The following is a 23,199-nucleotide window of genomic DNA, read 5'->3' as shown; positions in this document are numbered from 1 at the left end:
TAGCCACAATCGTCACACTTCCGGCATTGCCTTTTTCAAATGTGCTGGCACTTAGTTGAGCACCATTGGTAACACTCAGGGATTTAGCAGTGATACTCACACCACCTGCATCTCCCTCGGCAATCTCTTCCACCTGGCTATTAGCTCCACTGGGAAATCCATCCTTATTCTCACCATCAAAAGAGACACTATCGCTAGCCACAATCGTCACACTTCCGGCATTGCCTTTTTCAAATGTGCTGGTACTTAAAAAAGCGCCATTGGTAACACTCAGGGATTTAGTAGTGATGTTAATCTTGCCGCTATTTCCCATTGCATCAGGATTAACATTGTTTTCTATGGAGCTTGATGCAATTGTCATCGCCTCGGTACTATTAAGCGTAATATCTCCCGCTATAGCATCAACTGACCCTTTTCCTCTAGCTATCCCGGCAGTAAGTAAACTTTCTCCCGCAATATCTAAGTTCCTGCCAGTGATGGTAATGCTACCACCACCAGCGGCAATCACATTAATTCCCGCTTTATTAGTAATTGATATATCTGAAAGTACTACTCCTTCCGGGAAACTCAAACTACCATCAGCATTGAGTCCTACCGTTCCCTCTCCTGTTATTCCCCCTATCTCAACTCTACCCCCTGGTGCTTGTAAAATTCCACCGTCAACTACAACATTGCCTCCAACAAATGTCAAAGTTTTTCCTAGCAAAACTTCCAAAGGATTTAATGAACTGTCAAAACTTTCTGTGGCAAAACCTAAATCTTGACCTTTACCCTGCACGCGAATCTCTGCGGCATTCTTTCCATATTGCAAGCCAATAGGTACATTAATACTCAGTAAAGGTGCAGCTTGGGGATTGGTAGCACTAAATTCGTTGCCATCGGCAAACTTAAAACTATTAGCAGTAGTCGCTAAAAATGAACCGCCAATATTTAATCTGGCATTTGGCCCAAAGATGATTCCATTGGGATTGAGTAAAAATAAGTTAGCAATTCCATTTGCACGAATTAATCCATCAATATTAGAAGGTAATTTACCTGTGACTCGACTAAATATATTTCGGATATCGAAAGCGTTATTAAAAAAGGCTTCCCTACCTGTGGGAACGGAAAACTCTTGAAAACTGTGAAACAGATTACTACCTGCTCTGGTTCCGCCTTCAATTACATTAATATTACCAGTTGGTGTAACAGTGGTGTTGACTGTCCCATCTGGGATAATTTGTGCTGCTGCTGGGTAGGCGGCTAATAATGTTAAGAGGGCGCTGCTTTGGGTGATGTAGAATGAGCGAGTATTGGGTTTCATTCAGGTTGGTAGAGCAATTATTATCAATAATACCACTATTTAGGTTTTCTGAGAATTAAATTATCCTAATCTGAACCACCGGGGATGGCTTGCCTGACAGGTTTAATTCTACTACTTTCAACTAAGCTATTGCTCGTTAATCTCATTAAGTAAAGTTGAACTGGTGGAGCAAAAGCTATGACTAAGAGTATGCCTAATAAGAGTAATAAACATTTGAGCATAGCAAAAATCCAGCAATTTTTCTCGTTTCATTAAATCAAGAACAATTACTAAAATCATTTGCCTTTTCCGCAAACTTTAATTCTCAAATCAGAAACAGCTATTACCGAAAACTACAATTCGCTTAGATATCAGGATAATCAGCCTATAATGTAGAGACGTTATATATAACGTCTCTACATTATTTGTAATGTAATTAGCTGGAAATGATATTACAACCAACTACCAATTAGGATGAAAGGTGCCCAATATGCTGGATGAGCATAGTCTCCTCCTTGGGAAATTAAGGTTTTTTGGGCTGCTTGCAATGCTTGAGCTTTACTTAATCCTTTTTGATGCCAATTTTGGTAAAATTCATTCACAACTTTAACGGTTGAGGCATCATTAATAAACCACAAAGATGCTAAGGCACTGCGAACTCCTGCTTGTACTGCAACTCCAGCTAATCCAAGTGCTGCTCTATCATCTCCTACTGCGGTTTGACAAGCTGTAAGTGCTAGTAATTCTAGTGCTTCAGTATCGCTAATTTTCATGTTACGAATCGCTGTTTCTAATTGGATAATGGTGAGCTTTTCGTTATTTCCGGTGACTAAAAATGTTTCTTCGGGAACACTGCCAAATTCCCCATGAGTTGCGATGTGAATAATCGGGAAAATTGTGGTGTTTAATTCTTGCTGTAAATTCTGATATGTGAAACTTTCATCCAAGAGCAATTTACTTCCGGTAAGCTGACTTTGAATTTGATTGATTTCTGTGCTGACATTAGCTAAAGCTGGAAATAATCGCCCATCAATTGTAGCTTCTTTAGTTAACCCTACCGCTAATGCCCGCAGGTTTTCCGCTTTGGTTATTCTCGGATTTGTTAAGCTTAATGTGGGTGTGGTGGCAATGGCATAGTTTTCAACTAAAAATTTATTTCCATCGTGAAGTGCTGCCATTGGAATGCTGCGTAAAATCCCATCTTGGACAAAAACTAAGGTTTTGATTTGCGCTTTTTCTAAGTCGGCGGCGAAAGGACGGATGATTAAATCATATAGGTTTTGTGCGGGTTTTGGATCGTAAACTAAGTCGCGGAATCTTTCTAATCCTCGGCGAAATTCGTTGATTGTTTGGCGGAAAGTTTTACTGTCTGTGTTTATCCAAGTAAATTTCTTTTCTCCGTTGGGAAAACTGACGATAATAGCTGTGCCTTCGGGGAAAATAATTGAGTTAAAAATAGCTGTTTCATTGCTAATGTTTGCTTCGGCTAGATCTTGATTGGCGGGTGCTATTACACAGTCATTACCAAAGTAGTTTTGCAGTTCTGCTAGTTTCAAGGAATCAATAGTTCGCAAGGCAAAACTTATTTGTTTGGTGCGAGTGTTAGGTTCAATAAGTTGGGAGTTAGCTTGGTTTAATCTTAATTTAGCTAATTCTCGGTAAATGGGGTTAATACGATCGCGAAAATCAAACTGCAAATCCCGATTACTCGTAATAAGATCGCTACGAATCTCTTCTAATGTATTCACCGCTCTTTGATAAGCATTAATAGCTTCTGTCGATTTATTTTGAGCTTGAAAAATTCGCCCAGCTTGCCATTCCCAAAGGAAAAGACTGTCTTTAGCATTCAATCCTTGATCGGCAGCTAACTGCGCTTGTTGAGTTAATTCTAAGGCTTTTTGATAATCTTGCCGACATTCATAAATCTGCCCTAATTCACCTAAAGCAAAAGATTCAGCCCGATAATTTTTCAAATTTTGAGCAATTGAAACTGCTGACTCCAGTAATTTTTTAGCTGTTAATTCTTGCTCAGGAGTCAAGCATTTTGTCCTGTCGAAATCTTCAGCAAATAAGTTGACAGTTTGAAGAGTTCTCACTAATTCAATGGCTGCATAAACTTTCTTTTGGGAGTCTGGTAAACGTTCTAATAATGCAATAGCTTGTTGTCTCAAATCATCAACAAGCATAAATGAACTACTGCGATTATGGACAAAAATTGAGTTAATTATAGCTTGTAATTGTCCGGGAATATCATTTTGTGATTCGGCAATTTTTAAACTATCTGCAAAATATTTGAGAGCTTGGTTATCATAGCTCTTAGCTGCTTCTTTAAATCGATTAGCGGTGGTTCGATCGCCTCTAACTTCCGCTAAGTTAGCTCGATTATAATTTAATATTGCCAGATTAACGTAAGTGTTTCCTAAGTAATTTTGTAAGGAAGCGACAAACAGAGGATTGTTAATTGCTTCGGCAATTTTTAAGCTGTTTTCTAAATTTGCGATCGCCCTTCCATACTCACCTCGCTTAAGATAAGCATTACCTAAACTCCCCAAAGCTGCTGCTTCTCCTAAATTATCTTGAAAACTCCGGGCAATTTCCAATGCACTATTACTTTTGCAAGTTTCGCTTTTGTATTCTCCGCATAAAATGGCGATCGCTCTTTTCGATTGCCCCAAACTACTGTAAGATTGAGCTAATTCAGTTAACATTCGCCCCATTTGTTGATAATTTCCCAACTGGCGATAAATAGCCACAACTTGTTCCCAATAAGTGCGAGATTTATCAATTTCCCCGATTTGCGGATAAGCTCTAGCTAAATTTTCCAAAACGATCGCTTGTTGCGATCGGTCATTGCTGCTTTGATATAATTTTAGGGCAGCTTCCCATTGCGCGATCGCTCCTTGTACTTCTCCCCTTTGATACAATTCCACACCTCGCTGTACCAGTTGTTTAGCATCCACAGACTGAGCGACTACAGGTTTTCCCCATTCTACTTGCCCGGTTGTCAAGGAAAAGTTACCTAACGATAAACTTAAGATCAGGCTACCGAGAAAGATAATTGATAATTTTTTTAGAGAATGCGATCGATTTAGCATGAGTGCTTTTCATAGCAGCGTGATAACATTTTTGAATATACGATGTTTTAATTACCTTGATTATATAAAAAACTTATTTATCAGCGATCGGCTGGCTGGAGTTCGGGTCTCGCTCGACAAAAACTAATGTGTTCCAGTGGCGCAAACGCCACTTAAGTTTCAGAAATAGTACTCATTCTGAAACTATGAAACTGCTAACTTTGTCAGACTTTCAACCAATTAAAACTCACAAATCAACCTCTTCAGTTCCTAGCCACATTCAACAACAATTCCAGTTAAGTAGTCGGACAAAAGAAAATGATACTGTGTTAAGTTTTGCAACACAGGGAAGAGCGATCGCTAAATTTAGACAAGCGATTAATAGAGGTTTTTCAACATCAGGGTTAAATAACCAAAAGTTTTGGGGAAAGTTTTCTAAGTAGAGCTTGCTGAAAAAGTCTGTTGGTGGGGGTAGGGACACGGCATCATTAATATTTGCAATTCTTAGGTTATCTCTTTCATGCCGTGTCCCTACAATTTCCGCAGAAATTGGCAAGGATGAAAGCGCCAAAAGGTCTGAAAAACTAGCACTTGTTTTGAGCAAAAAAGGCGCTTTCACCCTTGCCTATCTTACTTTTTACCTTTATTCAGCAAACCCTAAGTAATAATTAAATTTTAGATAATCAAGGATATTATCGACGAAAATCCTGATAACCAAAGCTTTTCATCGGCTGTGTTATCAGAAGAAAGATTCTATGAAAGGTTATCTGGTTTATTTAATTAAAGCGATATCTTGTTACGTTTAATCCATTGTTTTGTTGCCGAGATTCTATGGCGCTGATCACCGCCAAACATAATTCATATTCATCCTCAAACATAGGACCTGCTAATTCATCTTCTTTGATTCTTTGCCATTCATTCTCAATCCGATTTAATTCAGGAGAATAACTAGGTAATGGCTCTCCCGTATTTATGGTGATAACAAAATCTTATTTAACTGTAGGGTGTGTTAGGCACGGATAACAAATTCAGCATTTCAACCAATAATTAAATTCCCGTGCCTAACGCACCGTTTTCAAAGTTTGTAACACCTATGAACATTTCTCACCATGAATCCGAAATAGCCTAAAATTGGCTCTCAATAATTCGTATTTACTCGTAACCTTGTAAAATTTTTTCTAACCACAATCCCCAAAAACCCCCAAACACAACAATGCCTAGTCAAGGAGACTAGGCACGTTCGGAAAAAATGAGCAAAATTTTCAAGTGTTAATCGTCAAAAACTAGGACGATGATAAACGGTAAACAACTAAGGTGGACAATCGTAATTGCAGTTTGACTACCTTGGCCTTCGCATAGATTGGTCTTTCCTGATCTGGGTTTGGCGCTGCTCTAACAAAGAGAGTTTTGCCACTTTTTTAAGCTATGCCTTGATAACTGCAATCTGGTTCCTGTCAGGAGATACCGCGACCGAACCGTTTATTTTTGGTTGATTGTTTGTTCCTTCGGTATCCATCTTTAAAGTAGCACAGTTAACTTTAACGGTGAGTGGTTGTTTACTTAATTTTATTTGTCTTTACACTACTTAGTTTTTAGCAAAGAGCGTTAACATTGCTCAAGCGGATGACAGGCGGATGACAGGCGGATGACAGGCGGATGACAGGCGGATGACAGGCAAGATGCCTGTCCTACGGGATTCGATCATGGTGCGTTAACACCAGTGTAACGCACCCTACGTTTTCTTCTTGTTCAGATGACTGCCGGAAATAAAACCCAAAATATAGTTAAAATGGGGGTTTGGAGATTGAGAACTGGGTAGCATGGGGAAACAACTCAAAACTTTCTTCCTAACTCAAAACTCTCTCCAACGAAGCTAAGAACTTTCCCAGTTCCCTGTCTCGTAGGACGGGCATCTTGCCTGTCACCCTTAGTTGCCTATCACCCTTAGTCCCCTATCACCAAGTAAATTAAACAGACTCATGCCAGCATCTCTCCCATATCTTAGCGGTAGCGAAATTCGACAAAAATTCCTCGACTTCTTTGCCCAAAAAGGACATCAAATTTTGCCTAGCGCTTCCTTAGTGCCAGAAGATCCCACTGTTTTGTTAACTATTGCTGGGATGCTACCATTTAAGCCGATTTTTTTGGGACAGAGAACTCCCGAATTTCCTCGCGCCACTACGTCGCAAAAGTGTATTCGCACTAACGATATTGAAAACGTCGGACGTACCGCAAGGCATCATACTTTTTTTGAGATGCTGGGTAATTTTAGCTTTGGGGATTATTTTAAAGAAATTGCGATCGCTTATGCCTGGGAACTCTCTACAGAAATTTTCGGTTTACCCAAAGAACGCATTGCTATTAGCGTGTTTGAGGAAGATGACGAAGCTTTTGCCATTTGGCGAGATCAAATAGGCGTACCAGAAAAGCGAATTAAACGCATGGGCGCAGAAGATAACTTTTGGAATTCAGGCCCAACAGGTCCCTGTGGCCCTTGTTCAGAATTGTACTATGATTTTCATCCTGAACGGGGCGACGATGAGATTGATTTAAATGATGATTCTCGATTTATTGAATTTTATAACCTGGTTTTCATGCAATATAACCAGGATGTTGAGGGTAATTTAACTCCTCTACAAAACAAGAATATTGACACCGGAATGGGATTGGAACGGATGGCGCAAATCCTTCAAGGCGTTCCTAACAATTACGAAACAGATTTAATTTTCCCGATTATCAAAACGGCGGCGGAAATTGCGGGAATTGATTACGCCAAAGCTGATGAAAAAACCAAGGTTTCTTTAAAAGTAATTGGCGATCATGTTCGTTCCGTTGTTCACATGATTGCTGATGAAATTCGGGCATCAAATATCGGGCGCGGTTATGTGTTGCGGCGGTTAATTCGTCGGGTAGTGCGTCATGGAAGATTGATTGGAATTTCGTCAGAGTTTACGCCGAAAGTTGCGGAAACTGCGATCGCTCTTTCCGAATCAGCTTACCCCAATGTCCGCCAAAGAGAAACCACCATCAAAGCGGAATTACAAAGAGAAGAAACTCGCTTTTTGAAGACTTTAGCAAGGGGCGAAAAACTGCTAGAAGAAACGATCGAACGAGTTAAGCAAGCTGGAAAAACGGAAATTCCCGGAAATGATGCTTTCACTCTTTATGATACTTACGGTTTTCCTTTAGAACTAACCCAAGAAATTGCCGAAGAAGAGGGATTAACGGTAGATTTGCCAGGGTATGAAGCAGCGATGAAGGAACAAACAACGCGATCGCAATCTGCCCACGAAACTATAGACTTAACGGTACAAGGTTCCCTGGATAAATTAGCCGAAAATATCCACGCTACGCAGTTTGTAGGTTATACCGAAGCTGTAGCTAACGCCAAAGTGGAAGTACTTTTAGTTGATGGGGAAGCAGTAGAAGAAGCAGAAGCGGGAAGCGAAGTTCAAATAGTTTTAGATCGAACTCCATTTTATGCCGAATCAGGGGGACAAATTGGCGATCGCGGTACAATTAGCGGCTATGGATCGATCGTTAGCATTCACGATGTTAAAAAAGAATCAGATTTCTTTGTCCATTTTGGACGCATCGAAAGAGGTAATTTACGAGTCGGAGATAGCGTCAACGCGCAGATCGATCGATCTTGTCGTCGTCGCGTGCAAGCTAATCACAGCGCTACCCATTTGTTACAAGCAGCATTGAAGAAAATTGTCGATGATTCCATATCTCAAGCTGGTTCTTTGGTAGCATTCGATCGCTTAAGATTTGACTTCAATTGTTCCCGTGCTTTAACTTTAGCAGAAATCCAACAAGTTGAAGAATTAGTTAATACTTGGATTGGGGAAGCACACGCCGGAGTTGTGGAAGTTATGCCCATAGCGGAAGCAAAAGCTAAAGGTGCGATCGCTATGTTTGGCGAAAAATATGGTGCAGAAGTCAGGGTGTTAGATTTTGGAGTTTCGATGGAACTTTGTGGCGGAACTCATGTGAATAATACTGCCGAAATTGGGGTTTTCAAAATTATCTCAGAAACAGGTGTAGCTGCCGGAATTAGACGGATTGAAGCTGTGGCAGGGCCAGCAGTGTTAGAATACTTGAATCTGCGGGATAAGGTGGTGCGAGAATTGAGCGATCGCTTTAAAGCAAAACCCGAAGAAATTCCCGATCGAATCACCAATTTACAAACCGAACTCAAAGCAACTCAAAAAGAATTAGAAACCTTAAAAGGCGAATTAGCAATTACCAAATCCGATCAATTACTATCCCAAGCAGAAACAGTTGGCGAAGTGAAAATCTTAGTAGCTGAACTGCCAAATGTGGACGCTGAATCATTAAAAACTGCCGCCGAAAGATTACAGCAAAAATTAGGGGAAGCTGCCGTAATTTTAGCATCCAGTCCTGAACCGCAAAAGGTGAATTTTATAGCAGTTTTTAGTCCAAAAGTCAATAAAAAAGGCTTACAAGCTGGCAAATTCATCGGGCAAATCGCCAAAATTTGCGGAGGCGGAGGTGGCGGAAGACCAAATTTAGCCCAAGCTGGTGGAAGAGATGCCACAAAATTAACAGAAGCCTTAGAAACTGCTCGCAATCAGTTACGAGAAGGATTATAAATCCGCATCTGGGGGATGGGGGACCCGGAAACTTCTTAGCTTCGGTTGAGAGAGTTTTAAGTTTTGGAGAAAGATTTGAGTTAATCAACTTTCCAAGAGTCCCCTTGTCCACCCATCTCCCCTGAATTTACGGATTTTGATATATTAGCTAGAAGAGATAAATTAGAAAATATTTAAGAGGCTATCAACCTAAACTGGGACAAATGTGTTTCCTGTTCCCTGTTCCCTTCCCTTACCAAAAGTCCCGATCGATTACCGATAGCCTATTAAGACCATAGGGTGATGTTTACTATCTGCCTAATTAGGTAGATCACTAGAAGTCGTGTTTAATAAACTGGCTCTCTTTTGCTTATGGTGATAAGTAAATCTGATTAATTTGTCATGCTTGATTTATCAGGGATTCCAGTTCTGAGTTTCCTGTGCTGAAAACTAGGATTTCCACCACAAGAAGCAGAGAACTAATAAAACTCAGCTAATTTCTCATTTAGCTGAGTTACCTTTGTAGTTTTTGTAATCTTTATAGCAGGCTCAGCAACTATGAACTTTTCCAAGATCAGATCGTCAAACAAAATTTGGATTTTTGCTTGTAGCTTATATTTAGGATTTTTAATTTTTATTTCTACTTCCGCCTATTTAAAAAGTCTGCAACCTCTACTTTTGAGGATACCTTTTGCCGATACATTCATGCACTTTCTATTACTGGGGCTAGCTGCCTTTTTGAGTCATCTAGCTTTAAATAAACGATATGTAATGGTATTTGGGATACTTTTTCCCCAAGGGCCGTTCATCATAGCTCTCTGTTGTATGGTTGATGAAATACTGCAAACACTTTCACCCAGACAGACTTCCAGCTTTTTAGACTTAATCGCTGACTTAGCTGGGATTATATTGTTTTACTTTTTAGCAGAAAGGATAAAATTAAAAAGTTAGTTGGGAGAGTAAATATATGAAATGTCCTGCTTGTGGCAACGAGTTAAGTCAGAAATTAGCGGGAAATATCATCGTTGATGCTTGCGAAGGCGGCTGTGGGGGTATTTGGTTCGATCGCTTTGAACTGCAAAAGGTTGATAACCTGGAAGAAGCAGAGGGAGAAAGTCTACTAAATATTAAAAAAAGTCCAGAAGTGGAAGTTAATCCTAACCTGAGAAGGTATTGTCCTAAGTGTTCAGGTATCCCGATGATGCGGCATTATTACAGCATCAAAAAACAGGTTTTAGTAGATGAATGTCCTAATTGTGCAGGTTTTTGGTTGGATGCAGGAGAATTGGCAGCAATTCGCTCTCAGTTTAGTTCAGAAATGGAGAAGGAAATCGTAACCGAACAATATATTGCCGATATTGTTAGTAAATATATGGGAACATAGAATTGGGGAATTTTTGTAATAAAATTGCAGCAGTTACTCAGTTGGCTCTGAAAATTGCTGATGGAAATAGGGCGAAAAATTTGCGGAAAACCGATTATCATAATGAGGACACAGAGGTTAAAATAGAAGCCAATTCTCAAGAAAGCTGCAATTTATTCAATTATGACTACAGCTGCTCCAGCTAAAACTACCTACGAAGCCATCATTGGTTTAGAAACCCATTGTCAACTGAGTACCGCTAGCAAAATTTTCTGTAATTGCTCTACCAAGTTTGGTGCAGCACCAAACGAAAATGTTTGTCCTATTTGTATGGGGATGCCAGGAGTATTACCAGTACTGAATCAAAAGGTGCTGGAATATGCAGTAAAAGCAGGTTTAGCCCTGAATGCGGAAATTGCGCCCTATAGCAAGTTCGATCGCAAGCAATACTTCTATCCCGACTTACCAAAGAATTATCAAATTTCGCAATATGATTTGCCAATTTGTGAGCATGGTTGGCTAGAAATTGAGTTAGTAGATGAAGAAGGTAACGCGACAAGGAAAAAGATTGGCATTACCCGTCTGCACATGGAAGAAGATGCAGGTAAGTTAGTTCACGCCGGAAGCGATCGCCTTTCCGGTTCTACCTATTCCTTAGTTGACTTCAACCGCACAGGCGTTCCTTTGTTAGAAATTGTCTCCGAACCAGATATGCGATCGGGACAAGAAGCAGCGGAATATGCCCAAGAACTACGAAGAATCATGCGTTATCTCGGAGTCAGCGACGGGAATATGCAAGAAGGTTCCTTGCGTTGTGATGTTAACGTTTCCGTGCGTCCAGTGGGGCAAAAAGAATTTGGCACTAAAGTAGAAATTAAAAATATGAACTCCTTTAGTGCGATTCAAAGGGCGATCGATTACGAAATAGAACGGCAAACTGCTGCACTCGAAGCCGGAGAAAAAATCGTTCAAGAAACTCGCCTTTGGGAAGAAGGAAGTCAAAGAACCGTCAGTATGCGAAAAAAAGAAGGTTCCAGCGACTATCGCTACTTCCCCGAACCCGATCTTGCACCTTTGGAAGTTTCCACCGAACAAAAGCAACACTGGAAAGAAGAATTACCCGAATTACCAGCCGCCAAACGCCACCGTTACGAAACAGAATTGGGACTTTCCCCTTACGACGCGAGGGTGTTGACGGACGATCGCGCCGTAGCCGAATATTTTGAAGTAGTTGTCGCAAATGGTGCTAGTCCCAAACAAGCAGCAAACTGGGTAATGGGTGATATTACGGCCTATCTGAACAACGAAAAACTCAGTATTACCGAAATTGCCCTGAAACCAGACTCTTTAGCTGAACTCATCTGCTTAATCGAAGACAAAACTATCAGCGGCAAGATTGCCAAAGAAATCCTGCCAGAACTGCTCACTAAAGGCGGCTCAGTCAAGGAAATGGTCAAAGATAAGGGATTAATCTCCGATCCAGCCGTTTTAGAATCCCTAATCGACAAAATCATCGCCGCCAATCCCAAAGAGTTGGAACAATACCGTAACGGAAAAACCAAACTACTCGGCTTCTTCGTCGGACAAATGATGAAAGAAACGAACGGTCGCGCCGACCCCCAGCTTACCAACCAACTCTTAGCCAAGAAGTTGCAATCTTGATAACTTCTTTACGAAAAACCCGCCAAATTTCATAAAAAACTTAAAAAAGGGGTGTTACCCCCCATACCCAAAATGGTATATTGATGTAAGTAGATGCACCCTGATGATCGGGAGAGTCGTTAAACAAGCGGCTCCCCTTTTTTTTTGGCAGAGCGGCAAAGAAGCAGGGGAGCAGGTCAACTAATCTCAGGCAATGGGAGCAGAACCGCCATCGATCGCACCGATCTGGGTTCCGTTTGAGGTTACGGCTGCTGAGAGCTCTTGAATCAACCAATTGGGCGGATCGCCAGCATTGATAGAATCGGCGGCTGGACTTGATACAAACTCATCTGCCGAATTAGAGGTTGGATTGGCTGCTGCGCCTCCGTTAATGCCTGCTGTAACAGGTAAAGAAACCTCTGACAATGAGCTTTCTAGAATTTGATCAGATTCGATGATAATTTTCATGATTCCATTTCCTAATTCAAACGACTCTAGGGTATGAACCCGGTTTCTTAACCTAATCGGTTGATTTCAGTGTTTGGATAAGAACGAAAAACCGGGTTTCTGGGACTATGGTGCTTCAGTCCTAATTAATTTAAAACTGCGTATCTCGCTTCAATATTCACTGGAACAGCTGTTAAATTCTGGATGCTGATCCAATAGGTGAAGTACTGAGCAGAAGTCCTGGTTACTTCAACTTTCCATTCAATCTGCTGACCGCTAGCAGCAGTAGAAGTTGGCACCACATTCCAGACAACGTGCCAGTTTGCTGGCCAGTTGAAGGTAAACCACTTTTGAGTGCTATTCGGATTGACTGTACCCGTAAATTGAACACCTACTCTCATGACTCATTCTCCTTAATTTGGATAGTATTGATTGCACGCAATTGAACAAGATTAGGGCTAATTGATTACCAACCTAAGACCGCAAACCTTCCTTCGATATTCACAGGTTGGTTAGTAAGATTAGTCACGCAAATCCAATAAGTAATAAACCGATCGGATGAGCGAGTAACACGCACTTTCCAAGTCACTTGGGGAGCGTTGGAAAAAGGTGAAGTGGGTACAACTGTCCAGAGGACGTGCCAGTGGGCAGGCCAGTTGAAGGTAAACCAGCAAATTGTTTGATTCGCGGGAACTGTTCCCGTAAACTGGGTGCCTGTCCAGGATGATTGTTGCAGGGCTGCCGGAATTAATTGCCGCAGATTGGGGCGATTGCCAATTCGTTGAGTTACTGGACGACCCGTTGCTGCCTGTTGAGGTGAACCTGTTGACCGCAGCAGTTCTCTGGCTCGTGCTGGACTCAGGGGAATACGACCAGCTGCTCGCAATACTCCTTGAACACAAGCCAAGGCACCGACGACGATCGGTGAAGCGCTGGAAGTGCCGCTGAATTGATCGGTGTACCAAGTGTCTTCGCTGCTACCGCCCTGTAGATCGCCATAGCCAGAGGTGGTGACTTCCCAACCCCAACCTTGCACATCTACCATTGCACCAAAGTTGGAGAATCCACAGCGGGCGCGATCGACATAAGGTTCACCCGTGTTGGGCTGAGAGTTCCGTCCGTGCGTTCCCGCAGGTGGATTTCCGGCTCCCACTACTACTGCGCCAGAGTCACGATTAGCCCGATTAAAAGGGTTAGTCCAACTGGCTGGGAATCCGGCAAGCGGTGTGTTGTAAACCGGATCGTCGAGATTATTACCACCGTTGGCGGCTGCTTCTACGACAATAATTCCCCGCGTTACCGCATAGCGAATGGCATCGAACTCAGCTGGCCACCATTCCACAGTTGTCCAACCTCTTGTGGGATGACCGTACTGCTGTTCTATTAAGATAATGTCTCCTGGACTCAGGCTATTAGCTGCTTGCACCAATGCCTGTGGCAAGTTATAGGTGAATGAGGCATCGCGAAAGACAGATACTGCCCGACAGTTGGCATCGGGAGCAATGCCAGTTACTCCGATCGCATTGGCATCTCCACCAATCTCACCCAACACAGCGGTTCCGTGATTGCGCCATCCCAGATCGGTAGACTGAACGCCGCCAATTAATCCACCTGCATTTTGTAGTAAATCCTCGTGACTAAAGCGCCATCCTCCTTCGATGTCGATCACCCGCACACCTGCGCCACGTCCTCCAGCCAGACTCCAGGCATAAGCAGTATCAATGCCGACTGGAGCAGGATCTAAATAATTTTGTCGTAAGACAAAGCTGGGTGTGATCGGGGGTGTTGCTTGCTGGGTGGGAGCCATCGCATTTAGCTCAAAGGGTAAACCCATCTGTGGCTGCACGTATGCTCCTGCAACACCAGGCTGATTGCGAATCTGTTCGGCTACAGCCTCGGCTCGCTCCGCAGGTACAATAGCCTGATAGTAAACCGATAGGTCTGGTACTGGTTCGCTGGTTTCTTCTGCTAGATTCGCTGTAGCAGAACGCAGTCGTTCTTCGCTTTGACCAAATAGGGGTTCTAAGGTAATACTGTCGTTTGCTAGTACTGCGGATAACGATGATATATCAGCACCTGTGGCTGAACGAATCCCGTTTGTTTCAGAGCGGAGTCCAATTTCCGGTTCTACAATCACAATTACTTGGCGAGTTGTGCCATCGCCTGCAAATTGTGGGGACATTTTTTGCCTCCTAAAATATTGTTGATATCCAGTGCAATCCCAAATGATGTGAGCGTGTGGAAGCTTTGTTGTCCCTTTTTGGGCAACAAACTCTCCAAACTTTGCGTTGTTTCTTGCAGAACTAATTTAGGATTGCTGTAGAGCAAAGCAAGTTCAAAAAATTGATTGGTAATCAAAATTTAATCAACTGCAATCCCGATCCAGATTTAGTTGGTTGGAGATGCAATATTTTTGGGATCGGACTTGTTTACTTGTGGAGAAGCACCAATACTTCTTTATGATTACGTGCAACAACATAGAAGCCAGTACCCTCAAGGGTACTCTTTTAATCAGCTTCTTTAACTGAAGCGCTCTGAACATTCTCCCCTAACTCAAAACTAAGAACTCGAAACTTTCTCCTTCTGCCTTTCCTGATATAATCGCCTCTCAAACAAGGATGCTGTCGGGAGGAGAAAAAATGTCAGATTGGCAGGTGATTGATGGTAGCATTACGGCACCGAGAGGGTATCGGGCGGCGGGAATTACGGCGGGATTGAAGGCTTCGGGATTGCCGGATTTGGCGTTGATTGTATCGGATTCCGAGGCGATCGCAGCTGGAGTTTTCACCACCTCTGTTGTCCGGGCTGCGCCTGTGGACTATTGTCGGCAAATATTGCAAACTAAACCTAGTGCCAGAGCGATTCTTTGCAATTCTGGACAAGCTAACGCCGCTACAGGCTCACAAGGCATGGCTGATGCAGAAGAATGCGCTAAAGTACTCGGAGAATCTTTAAATATTCCTGAAGATTCGATCTTACTCGCCTCGACTGGCGTGATCGGTCAAAGAATTAAAATGGACATCTTAAAAGGTGCTATCCCGCAATTAATTGCTTCCCTTTCCGAAACTGGGGGAGATACAGCAGCTAGGGCAATTATGACTACCGATACTGTGCCGAAAAGTATTGCTTTGGAAACTACCATTGATGGTCGTCCAGTGCGAATTGGGGGAATTGCCAAAGGTGCGGGGATGATTCATCCTAACATGGCGACAATGTTATCTTTTGTGACTTGCGATGCCGCAGTTTCTCCTTCTCTGTGGCAAGAAATGCTCTCTCGCGCCGCTGACAAAACTTTTAACCAAATTACAGTGGATGGCGATACTAGCACTAATGACAGTTTAATTGCTTTGGCAAATGGTCAATCCCGCACTCCGGCAATTACGGAAATGAGCCCGGAAGCAGAGAAGTTGGAAGCAATGTTAACCGCTGTTTGTCAACATTTGGCTAAGGCAATGGCGCGGGATGGCGAAGGTGCTACTTGCTTAGTTGAAGTGGTAGTTTCCGGCGCAGTGGACGATCAAGCAGCGCGTCAAGTTGCCAGAACGATCGCTGGCTCCTCTTTGGTTAAATCTGCTATTTTTGGTCGTGACCCAAATTGGGGTAGAATTGCGGCAGCAGCTGGTCGTGCAGGCGTGCATTTCGACCAAAAAGATTTGCAAATTAGTCTGGGTAATTTCCTGTTGATGGAAAATGGTCAGCCTTTACCCTTCGATCGTGCTGCGGCTAATGAGTATCTCAAAAAAGCAGCGTCGGGTACTTTTTTACAAGATGACACAGTGTTAATTTCTGTCAGCATTGGTAACGGGAATGGCTCTGGCAAAGCTTGGGGCTGTGACCTGAGTTACGATTATGTGAAGATTAACGCTGAATATACAACGTGATTGAATCACTTTTTGTTGGTTTTTTGTAAAGTAAAGCACTCCTCAAACTAAACTTTCTCAGAAGTCAGGAACAAGGGGTAAGGGGGAAAGGCTGGCAACATTCTTTCCCCTTGATAAATAAAAATATTTAGGCGATCGCACTAAAATTATTAAGTAAACTTTCTCAGTAAATTCCGTAGGTTTCATTTTTTTCAATATTTCGCACATAAATAATTAAGTAATAGTACTGACAAAGCCAAAATTATCTTTAATATTGTAATTATAAGAATATATAATATACTCAGTATAAATTATTTAAAATGAAAAGCTTGACTGGATAAGCTTTTCATTCTCACTTGTTATTAATGAATCATTTAGACCGACTATAGGAGTACTAACAGTCTTTTTTTTTAATTTATAATTAAACTTATGAAAAAAATTAAACCTATATTAAATTTAAATAGGCCGATCTATACAAATTAAAGAAGTTGGTTTATATTAAAAGATGTGTATTGCTCAGTCCGGGCAATCATTAATGATTATCACCCTAAATAGGACAATTGTAAGTGTTTGAATCCCTGCTTATAGTTTGGGTTTAAATCAAAAAGAAACAAGGTCAAAAATTTAGCAAAAAATAGTCTAGTTATACCAGGTTAAATTTTAAGTAAGAACTGCTTAAAATTAAGGAATCTAAATATATCAAGTTGCAAGATTGCCAAATTTGTTGTTTATTGCTGGCAGAAATTAAGAATAGACAATAATCAAGTAAAGGAAACTAATCATAATGGCTGATATCGGACATTTTTTCAGCAAGGAGTTTAGTATAAGGGGGTTAGAATTAATCCTGACTAGCCAGATTTTCTTGAGTTATTATCTGATATTTATTCTACTGATTTATTTAGTATGTCAATTTAAATTCCCGGTTTTACCAAACAGTATCCAATTCTTGAAGTTCCATTATTTGCTAGGAAAAATCAAACGAAGAAAACAACATTTGGGTTCAGTAGTAGAAGAAATGGCAGCTATTTTACAAGCTATTCCCGAGGGAATATTTCACATAGACAGAAGTGAAAGAGTTACAGATTATCAGAATACGGCGGCAAACTTAAATCTAGATTTACCTAAGCAAAACTTTTTAGGAAAAAATTTATCTGAAATTTTACCCCCAGAGGTTTTTGCTCAATATAAAAATGCGATCGCCGAAGCCAGAGAAACACAAACTCCTGTGACAATTGAGTATAACTTAACTTTTGCCAACAGCGAAAGAAGTTGGGAAGAAGCTCGCCTAGTTCCTTGGAAAAATGACCAAATTTTGGCGATCGTTCGGAACATTAGCACTCACAAACTTACAGAAGAAGCATTACGCGCCAGTGAAGAACAATATCGTCGGATTGTGGAAACTTCTGCTGAAGGAATTTGGCAATTCGATCGTCAAGGAAACACTATTTTTGTCAATAGTAAAATAGCCACAATGTTGGGCTATACCATAGAAGAAATGATGGAAAAATCTATTTTTAAATTCATGGATAAAGAAAGCCAACTTATAGCAAAAGAAAGAGTAAAAATTTGCCGCCAAGGTATTAGAAAACCGGAGGATTTTAAATTTCGGCGAAAAGATGGCTCGGATTTATGGGCGATCGTTTCTTGCTCACCGATTCACAATCAAATAGGGGAATATAGGGGTGCATTGGCTATGATTACTGACATTACTGAGCGCAAACTTACAGAGAAAGCATTATTACAAAGCGAAGCTACAAATCGGGCAATTATTGAGGGAATTCCCGATTTATTGTTGCGGGTGAAAAGAGATGGAACTTGCCTAAACTTCATTCCTCCCAAAGATTCTTCAGCTAAAAATTACGTACCGATCGCTACCCACCTTGACGAATTACTTACACCAGATATTTTGCAAAAACAGTTAGAACAGATAGAACAAGCACTGACTACCAAAGAAGTCCAAATTTACGAACATCAACTTTTAAAATATAACAAAATTTGTTATGAAGAAGTTCGGATTTCGCCCTGTGGTAAAGATGAAGTATTAATTATAGTCCGTGACATTACTCGGCGTAAAGAAGCAGAACAAAAAGTTCACCTAGCGCTGGAAGAAAAAGAAATTTTACTCAAAGAAATTCACCATCGCGTCAAAAATAACCTTCATGTAATTGCTAGCCTCTTACATTTACAAGCTCATACTATTAACGAGCCAAAGCTCTTAGATATTTTTGATGATAGCCAAAATCGTATCTACACAATGGCATTAATTCATGAGCAACTATATCAATCTGAAGATTTAGGAAAGGTGAATTTAGAGAAATATATTCGGCGGTTAATTGGTAATCTTTGTACATCGTTTAATAGTAATAGTAAACCTATTAATTTAATTGTGGAAGCCCAACCATTATCATTAAATTTAGAGACAGCTATTCCTTGCGGGTTAATTATCAATGAATTAATTACAAATGCTTATAAACACGCATTCCCTAATGGTAAATCTGGAGAAGTAAAAGTGCAACTATTTCAATGGGAAAATCAGCAATTAAATTTAATTGTCGCAGATAATGGCATTGGTATTCCCGCGACTGTGGACTGGCAAAATCCGGCTTCTTTAGGTTTGAAACTAGTCCAAATTCTCGCCAAGCAATTGAAAGCTAATTTAGAATTTGATTGTCAATCGGGGACTATTTTTAAATTAACCTTTCAGCAGTTACCCTATAAACCCAGGATTTAAAATACCTATTTACTTAAGCAAAAATCATGTTAACCTTTGAAAAGGAAAATAGAAAAATTATGAAAACAAACATTAAAATCCTTATAGTTGAAGACGAGCTAATTGCAGCCGAAAACATTTCCCGGAACCTTAAACAACAAGGTTATGAGGTAGTAGGTGTAGTTAGTACAGGTGAAGAAGCTATTCAAGAAGCGATCGCCAATCATCCAGACTTAGTACTCATGGATATCATGTTACCAGGAGATATTGACGGCATAACAGCAGCACATACAATTCATACTCAACTACAAATTCCTATAGTTTACATGACCGCTTATGCTGATAATGATACTTTAGAAAAAGCCAAACATACAGAACCTTATGGTTATTTAGTTAAACCTTTTAAGCCACAAGATGTCCGCACTACCATTGAAATTGCTTTACAAAGATATGAAACTGAAAAAGCAACGGCAATTCGTTACGCCGCACAAATGCAGGTAGCTCAAGAACAATTGCAACAATTAAGTCAAGTATCCAGTTTAAAATTATTAGAAAAAAAGTTTGAGCAAATTATTAATGCTCTGAATGAAACAACCAGTAATGAAAGTATTGTTCCGGTGTGTTGTTTGCGTTTAGATCGGTTACAAAAACTCAGCAACATATTAGGTTATCAAGAAAATGAATCTCTGGTGAACTTACTAGTAAAAAGATTAATCAGTCATTTAGGCGATCGCGAAGTTTTGGCGAAGTTAAATAATGATGAATTTGCGATCGTCCTCAACCCTGTGAAAACTAAAAGAGAAGTTACCGACACTGCTCAAGAAATTCTCCAATTATTTAACCAATCTTTCTTGATTAATTATCGGGAAATTTTTGTCACTGCCAGCATCGGCATAGCAATTTTAAATTATGATGGTCTGAAATTAGAGGAATTAATCAATAATAGCAAAAAAGCTATGAATTATGCCCAAAGTTTAGGAGGAAATCGCCATGAATTTTATCGAGAATTATTGAGTATAGATTGTGGCAATGAACTAGAACTAGAAGTAGATTTGCGTCATGCTATAGAGCGTCGAGAACTGCAACTTTACTATCAGCCTAAAGTAGATTTATGCACAGGTAAAATTGTCGGTGCTGAAGCTCTTTTGCGCTGGTATCAGCCAACGAAAGGGTTTATTTCCCCAGCCAAATTTATTCCGCTCGCTGAAGAAACAGGTTTGATTAAACCAATTAGTGATTGGGTGTTAAAAACAGCTTGTAAACATACAAAAGCTCTGCATCAAGAAGGGTTAGGATTTATCAGGGTAGCAGTGAATTTATCAGGTTATCAGTTCAATCAGCAACAGTTACCGCAACAATTACTTGAAATCACATTAAACGCTGGGATTAATCCAAAATTTATAGAATTTGAATTAACGGAAAGTTTGTTAATTGCTGATGTTACCTTAGCAGTTAATAAATTAAAATTATTGAAATCCTTGGGGATCAAAATTGCGATCGACGATTTTGGCACTAGATATTCTTCACTAAACTATTTACAACAACTTCCATTTGATATATTAAAAATTGATCAATGCTTTGTGCGTGATATTGAAAATAATACCAAAAAACAAGCCATTACTAAAGCCATCATTGACATGGCTCATCAATTAGGTTTAAAAGTAATTGCTGAAGGAGTGGAAACTGAAGGAGAACTGCAATTCCTCCGCAAAAATGGATGTGATGAAATGCAAGGTTACTTATTTAGTCGTCCCCTGCCATTTCGGGATTTTAAACAATTAGTTAAAAGTCAGGCAGCTTTATCTATTAAATAACCCCAAAACTGATGATAAACCCTTACAGAGGAATTTCTAAGTCTGATAAATATTTCGCACTTTCTTCCGGTAAAGCCGGGTTAATATACATCCCACTTCCTAATTCAAAACCAGCACTAATTCCCAACCGAGGCACAACAGCAATATACCAGTGAAAATAATCTTTCGCAAATGAATCAGTAGGAAGAGAACGAATAGAATAATTATAATCAGGATTATTTAAACCATAGTATAATTTGGCTAAAACAGTTTTTAAAGTCAAGGCAAGATCCCAAAGCTCTACATCAGTAATTTCATCAAAAGACGAACTATGACGCAGGGGAAAAATCCAAATATGAAAAGGAGAAAGCGCTGCATACGGAATAAAAGCAACAAAATATTCACTTTTGAAAACGATTCTTTCGTTTGCTGCTAATTCCTCTCTCAAAGTTCGGCAAAACAAACATTCTCCGGTATCATCAAAAAATCGAATCGCCTCTTCAATGCGAATCCGAATTTGTGAAGGAACAACGGGAGTAGCAGCAATTTGGGAATGGGGATGTTCTAAAGAAGTACCTGCTCTTTCACCATGATTTTTGAAAATAATAATCGCCCTAACTCTGTGATCCTTACTAATTTCTTGATAGCGTTGGCGATACATAAAAATAATATTAGCTACATCTTCCACAGGTAGTAAAGCAGTAGTTAAATCATGACGAGGATGTTCAATTACTACTTCGTGAACACCTACAGCTTCCATAGAACGGTAAACTCCTTGGAGGTGCATTGTAGGTTCACCTTCAGTTGCTAACGCAGGAAACTTATTAGGAACAGAGCGCACTTTCCAACCATTAGCATCACTAATTCGACCACATTCAATCGGTGTTCGCTCCTCATTTCCCGCACAAAATGGACAACTGGGGCTATAGGATGGCACTGCTGTTTTCAGGGGTTTTGGAGTAACTAATTCATGGGGTCTTTTCGCTCTCTCAGTAGCAATGATTACCCAATCTCTAGTAATTAGGTTAAGTCTGATTTGTGGCATATTTTTAAGTTTTGTTTGTCAAAAAAAGCAATTTGTATAGTGTCGGGGCAAAACACTCCAAATCTACGTTATCTCTCTATTTTTATTTAGGCAATAGAGAAGCCCACGACTAAGTAGGTGCAAATAAATAAAGTGAAAATAGTTATCTATCAATGGGGCGGGCAAGATGCCCACCCCACAAGAAAGCTGAAAATTTTGTGGGGTGGGCATCTTGCCCGCCCTTGTTTTACTTTATTTAGATCTACCTACTTACTCATCGTGGGACATTCGATTTCAGATTTCAGATTTCAGATTTGAGATTTTAGATTGCTCCCTTAGTTAGCGCTGCATTGCCTTTTGAAAAGCAGGGCGTTCTGTCACCCGTTTCATATAATCTAAAACAGCTGGGTAGGGACTAAGATCGACTTCCTTTAACATCATAGGAATGTAGGCTAACATCGATCCCACTGCCACATCTGCCACACTAAATTCTTGACCTAACAAATAAGGTTGTTTTTCCAAAATTGAATTTAATGCAGTCATTAAGCGGGGCATTTCCCGATCGCGATTTGCCTCCACAAACACCCCCGGCCCCAGTGTAGCATTAGCGAACAACACCCACTGAGTCAGCGTCGCTTTATACTCTGGAGAATTAGGTAAATTGCCATACTTTTGGGCTAGATACAACAGAATCGCACCCGACTCCCAAAGTTGAAAATCTCCATCCACAATTGCCGGAACTTTTCCGATTGGGTTAATTGCTAAAAACTCAGGTTTTTTGTGTTCCCCATTTTGCATATCCAACAAAACGAACTCATAAGGAACACTCAACTCTTCCAAATACCATTTAACAATTGTCGCCCGACTAAAAGCGCCACCGTATAGTTTCAACATCTTAGTTAAACTCAGTAAATCTGCTAAAGTGTTTTGTGTGTATATTCGTGCTGCTTTACATTATCTTCAGTACGAACTATTCGCTGAGAATTTAATACTCGCTTGCGTTCTACAGAATAATTAAAATCATTGCGGGTTGTCCCTGGGGGAATATGGGATTGAGCAACCGGACGACTCTTGTAGGTACGCGCAGCTGCGATCGCCCTTTGAGCAAAATCATCACAAAACTGAGCATCAGCAGGAAAATCAGCTGGTAACTGCGGTACCTCACTCGGTAAAACCGCCCCCAACGTAGTCGCATAAGCAAATTGATAAGAAGTAGGAATGCCTTTGATCAACGCTTCTAGCGCCGCAGAAGGAATAGGTTCCACCACAGAAACCTGATGTACTTCGCCATCTGCTTTCAGAAAGCAAGTCGCTAGTCCCAGAACCACATAATCATCAGCTGACACATCAGAAGCTTTAGCATTTAGGAAAGCAGTTGTCATGGTTAATCTCACATTCAGCAACAAAGAT

The 23,199-nt window shown here is 40.6% G+C and carries 17 protein-coding genes; 8 read left to right on the top strand and 9 right to left on the bottom strand.

Features of this window, described 5'->3' with window-relative positions; all coding sequences use genetic code 11:
* Together ACE1CC_RS12755 and ACE1CC_RS12750 are read right to left on the bottom strand one after the other, a co-directional pair.
* Positions 1 to 1,303: filamentous hemagglutinin N-terminal domain-containing protein (locus ACE1CC_RS12755; RefSeq protein ID WP_413270810.1), on the bottom strand; the 1,303-nt coding region annotated here is incomplete at its 3' end.
* 431 nt (positions 1,304 to 1,734) lie between these two features.
* Positions 1,735 to 4,377 (bottom strand): CHAT domain-containing protein, encoded by a 2,643-nt coding sequence (locus ACE1CC_RS12750; RefSeq protein WP_413270809.1) that lies wholly within the window; start codon positions 4,375 to 4,377, stop codon positions 1,735 to 1,737.
* A 185-nt stretch (positions 4,378 to 4,562) separates the two neighbouring features.
* On the opposite strand from ACE1CC_RS12750, the gene ACE1CC_RS12745 reads away from it, so the two are divergent.
* The 5 genes from ACE1CC_RS12745 to gatB all read left to right on the top strand — a co-directional run bounded on the left by ACE1CC_RS12745 (position 4,563) and on the right by gatB (position 11,976).
* Positions 4,563 to 4,799 (top strand): hypothetical protein, encoded by a 237-nt coding sequence (locus ACE1CC_RS12745; RefSeq protein WP_413270808.1) that lies wholly within the window; start codon positions 4,563 to 4,565, stop codon positions 4,797 to 4,799.
* A 1,536-nt stretch (positions 4,800 to 6,335) separates the two neighbouring features.
* On the top strand, positions 6,336 to 8,972 hold the full coding sequence (alaS, locus tag ACE1CC_RS12740; protein ID WP_413270807.1) for an alanine--tRNA ligase: 2,637 nt from the start codon (positions 6,336 to 6,338) through the stop codon (positions 8,970 to 8,972).
* A 513-nt stretch (positions 8,973 to 9,485) separates the two neighbouring features.
* The gene (locus tag ACE1CC_RS12735) at positions 9,486 to 9,902 is read left to right on the top strand and encodes a VanZ family protein (protein WP_413270812.1); all 417 of its coding nucleotides are present in this window, start codon (positions 9,486 to 9,488) and stop codon (positions 9,900 to 9,902) included.
* A 16-nt stretch (positions 9,903 to 9,918) separates the two neighbouring features.
* Entirely contained in the window at positions 9,919 to 10,335 is a 417-nt protein-coding gene (locus ACE1CC_RS12730) for a zf-TFIIB domain-containing protein (RefSeq protein WP_413270806.1), read from the top strand.
* Between the two features lie 162 nt (positions 10,336 to 10,497).
* Positions 10,498 to 11,976, top strand: coding sequence for an Asp-tRNA(Asn)/Glu-tRNA(Gln) amidotransferase subunit GatB (gene gatB, locus ACE1CC_RS12725; RefSeq protein ID WP_413270805.1), 1,479 nt, complete (start codon positions 10,498 to 10,500; stop codon positions 11,974 to 11,976).
* Between the two features lie 186 nt (positions 11,977 to 12,162).
* Here the strand turns inward: gatB and ACE1CC_RS12720 are convergent, their stop codons facing one another.
* The 4 genes from ACE1CC_RS12720 to ACE1CC_RS12705 all read right to left on the bottom strand — a co-directional run bounded on the left by ACE1CC_RS12720 (position 12,163) and on the right by ACE1CC_RS12705 (position 14,760).
* Positions 12,163 to 12,423 carry a hypothetical protein gene (locus ACE1CC_RS12720; RefSeq protein WP_413270804.1) on the bottom strand — a complete coding sequence of 87 codons (261 nt, stop codon included), beginning with the start codon at positions 12,421 to 12,423 and terminating at the stop codon, positions 12,163 to 12,165.
* A gap of 125 nt (positions 12,424 to 12,548) precedes the next feature.
* On the bottom strand, positions 12,549 to 12,803 hold the full coding sequence (locus tag ACE1CC_RS12715) for a hypothetical protein (protein WP_413270803.1): 255 nt from the start codon (positions 12,801 to 12,803) through the stop codon (positions 12,549 to 12,551).
* Positions 12,804 to 12,868: 65 nt separating this feature from the next.
* Positions 12,869 to 14,584, bottom strand: a complete 1,716-nt coding sequence (locus ACE1CC_RS12710) for a S8 family peptidase (RefSeq protein WP_413270802.1) — start codon at positions 14,582 to 14,584, stop codon at positions 12,869 to 12,871.
* Entirely contained in the window at positions 14,542 to 14,760 is a 219-nt protein-coding gene (locus ACE1CC_RS12705) for a hypothetical protein (RefSeq protein ID WP_413270801.1), read from the bottom strand. The genes ACE1CC_RS12710 and ACE1CC_RS12705 overlap by 43 nt, the downstream gene beginning before the upstream one ends.
* A gap of 281 nt (positions 14,761 to 15,041) precedes the next feature.
* Here ACE1CC_RS12705 and argJ point away from each other — a divergent pair, with 281 nt between their 5' ends.
* The 3 genes from argJ (at position 15,042) to ACE1CC_RS12690 (ending at position 20,786) form a co-directional block, all read left to right on the top strand.
* Positions 15,042 to 16,283 carry a bifunctional ornithine acetyltransferase/N-acetylglutamate synthase gene (gene argJ, locus ACE1CC_RS12700; RefSeq protein ID WP_413270800.1) on the top strand — a complete coding sequence of 414 codons (1,242 nt, stop codon included), beginning with the start codon at positions 15,042 to 15,044 and terminating at the stop codon, positions 16,281 to 16,283.
* A 763-nt stretch (positions 16,284 to 17,046) separates the two neighbouring features.
* On the top strand, positions 17,047 to 18,993 hold the full coding sequence (locus tag ACE1CC_RS12695; RefSeq protein WP_413270799.1) for a PAS domain S-box protein: 1,947 nt from the start codon (positions 17,047 to 17,049) through the stop codon (positions 18,991 to 18,993).
* Between the two features lie 59 nt (positions 18,994 to 19,052).
* Positions 19,053 to 20,786 (top strand): putative bifunctional diguanylate cyclase/phosphodiesterase, encoded by a 1,734-nt coding sequence (locus ACE1CC_RS12690; protein ID WP_413270798.1) that lies wholly within the window; start codon positions 19,053 to 19,055, stop codon positions 20,784 to 20,786.
* Between the two features lie 22 nt (positions 20,787 to 20,808).
* On the opposite strand, the gene galT is transcribed toward ACE1CC_RS12690, so the two are convergent.
* From galT to ACE1CC_RS12675, 3 genes are all read right to left on the bottom strand, one after another.
* Complete coding sequence (galT, locus tag ACE1CC_RS12685; protein ID WP_413270797.1) at positions 20,809 to 21,810, bottom strand: galactose-1-phosphate uridylyltransferase; 1,002 nt, start codon at positions 21,808 to 21,810, stop codon at positions 20,809 to 20,811.
* Between the two features lie 318 nt (positions 21,811 to 22,128).
* Positions 22,129 to 22,683 (bottom strand): glutathione S-transferase family protein, encoded by a 555-nt coding sequence (locus ACE1CC_RS12680; protein WP_413270796.1) that lies wholly within the window; start codon positions 22,681 to 22,683, stop codon positions 22,129 to 22,131.
* A 23-nt stretch (positions 22,684 to 22,706) separates the two neighbouring features.
* The gene (locus ACE1CC_RS12675) at positions 22,707 to 23,171 is read right to left on the bottom strand and encodes a hypothetical protein (RefSeq protein WP_413270795.1); all 465 of its coding nucleotides are present in this window, start codon (positions 23,169 to 23,171) and stop codon (positions 22,707 to 22,709) included.
* Positions 23,172 to 23,199: the final 28 nt, after the last annotated feature.

The organism is Floridaenema aerugineum BLCC-F46, from assembly GCF_041929345.1.
Lineage (GTDB): Bacteria > Cyanobacteriota > Cyanobacteriia > Cyanobacteriales > Aerosakkonemataceae > Floridanema > Floridanema aerugineum.
Note: the sequence above shows the minus strand (reverse complement) of the source record. Positions and strands in the feature narration are given on the sequence as shown.

Excerpts from the sequence above, each read along its gene's own strand:
- ACE1CC_RS12750 (WP_413270809.1), bottom strand. The coding sequence starts at position 4,377 with ATGCTAAATCGATCGCATTCTCTAAAAAAATTATCAATTATCTTTCTC.
- ACE1CC_RS12745 (WP_413270808.1), top strand. The coding sequence starts at position 4,563 with ATGAAACTGCTAACTTTGTCAGACTTTCAACCAATTAAAACTCACAAA.
- alaS (WP_413270807.1), top strand. The coding sequence starts at position 6,336 with ATGCCAGCATCTCTCCCATATCTTAGCGGTAGCGAAATTCGACAAAAA.
- ACE1CC_RS12730 (WP_413270806.1), top strand. The coding sequence starts at position 9,919 with ATGAAATGTCCTGCTTGTGGCAACGAGTTAAGTCAGAAATTAGCGGGA.
- gatB (WP_413270805.1), top strand. The coding sequence starts at position 10,498 with ATGACTACAGCTGCTCCAGCTAAAACTACCTACGAAGCCATCATTGGT.
- ACE1CC_RS12720 (WP_413270804.1), bottom strand. The coding sequence starts at position 12,423 with ATGAAAATTATCATCGAATCTGATCAAATTCTAGAAAGCTCATTGTCA.
- ACE1CC_RS12715 (WP_413270803.1), bottom strand. The coding sequence starts at position 12,803 with ATGAGAGTAGGTGTTCAATTTACGGGTACAGTCAATCCGAATAGCACT.
- ACE1CC_RS12710 (WP_413270802.1), bottom strand. The coding sequence starts at position 14,584 with ATGTCCCCACAATTTGCAGGCGATGGCACAACTCGCCAAGTAATTGTG.
- argJ (WP_413270800.1), top strand. The coding sequence starts at position 15,042 with ATGTCAGATTGGCAGGTGATTGATGGTAGCATTACGGCACCGAGAGGG.
- ACE1CC_RS12695 (WP_413270799.1), top strand. The coding sequence starts at position 17,047 with ATGGCTGATATCGGACATTTTTTCAGCAAGGAGTTTAGTATAAGGGGG.
- ACE1CC_RS12690 (WP_413270798.1), top strand. The coding sequence starts at position 19,053 with ATGAAAACAAACATTAAAATCCTTATAGTTGAAGACGAGCTAATTGCA.
- galT (WP_413270797.1), bottom strand. The coding sequence starts at position 21,810 with ATGCCACAAATCAGACTTAACCTAATTACTAGAGATTGGGTAATCATT.
- ACE1CC_RS12680 (WP_413270796.1), bottom strand. The coding sequence starts at position 22,683 with ATGTTGAAACTATACGGTGGCGCTTTTAGTCGGGCGACAATTGTTAAA.
- ACE1CC_RS12675 (WP_413270795.1), bottom strand. The coding sequence starts at position 23,171 with ATGACAACTGCTTTCCTAAATGCTAAAGCTTCTGATGTGTCAGCTGAT.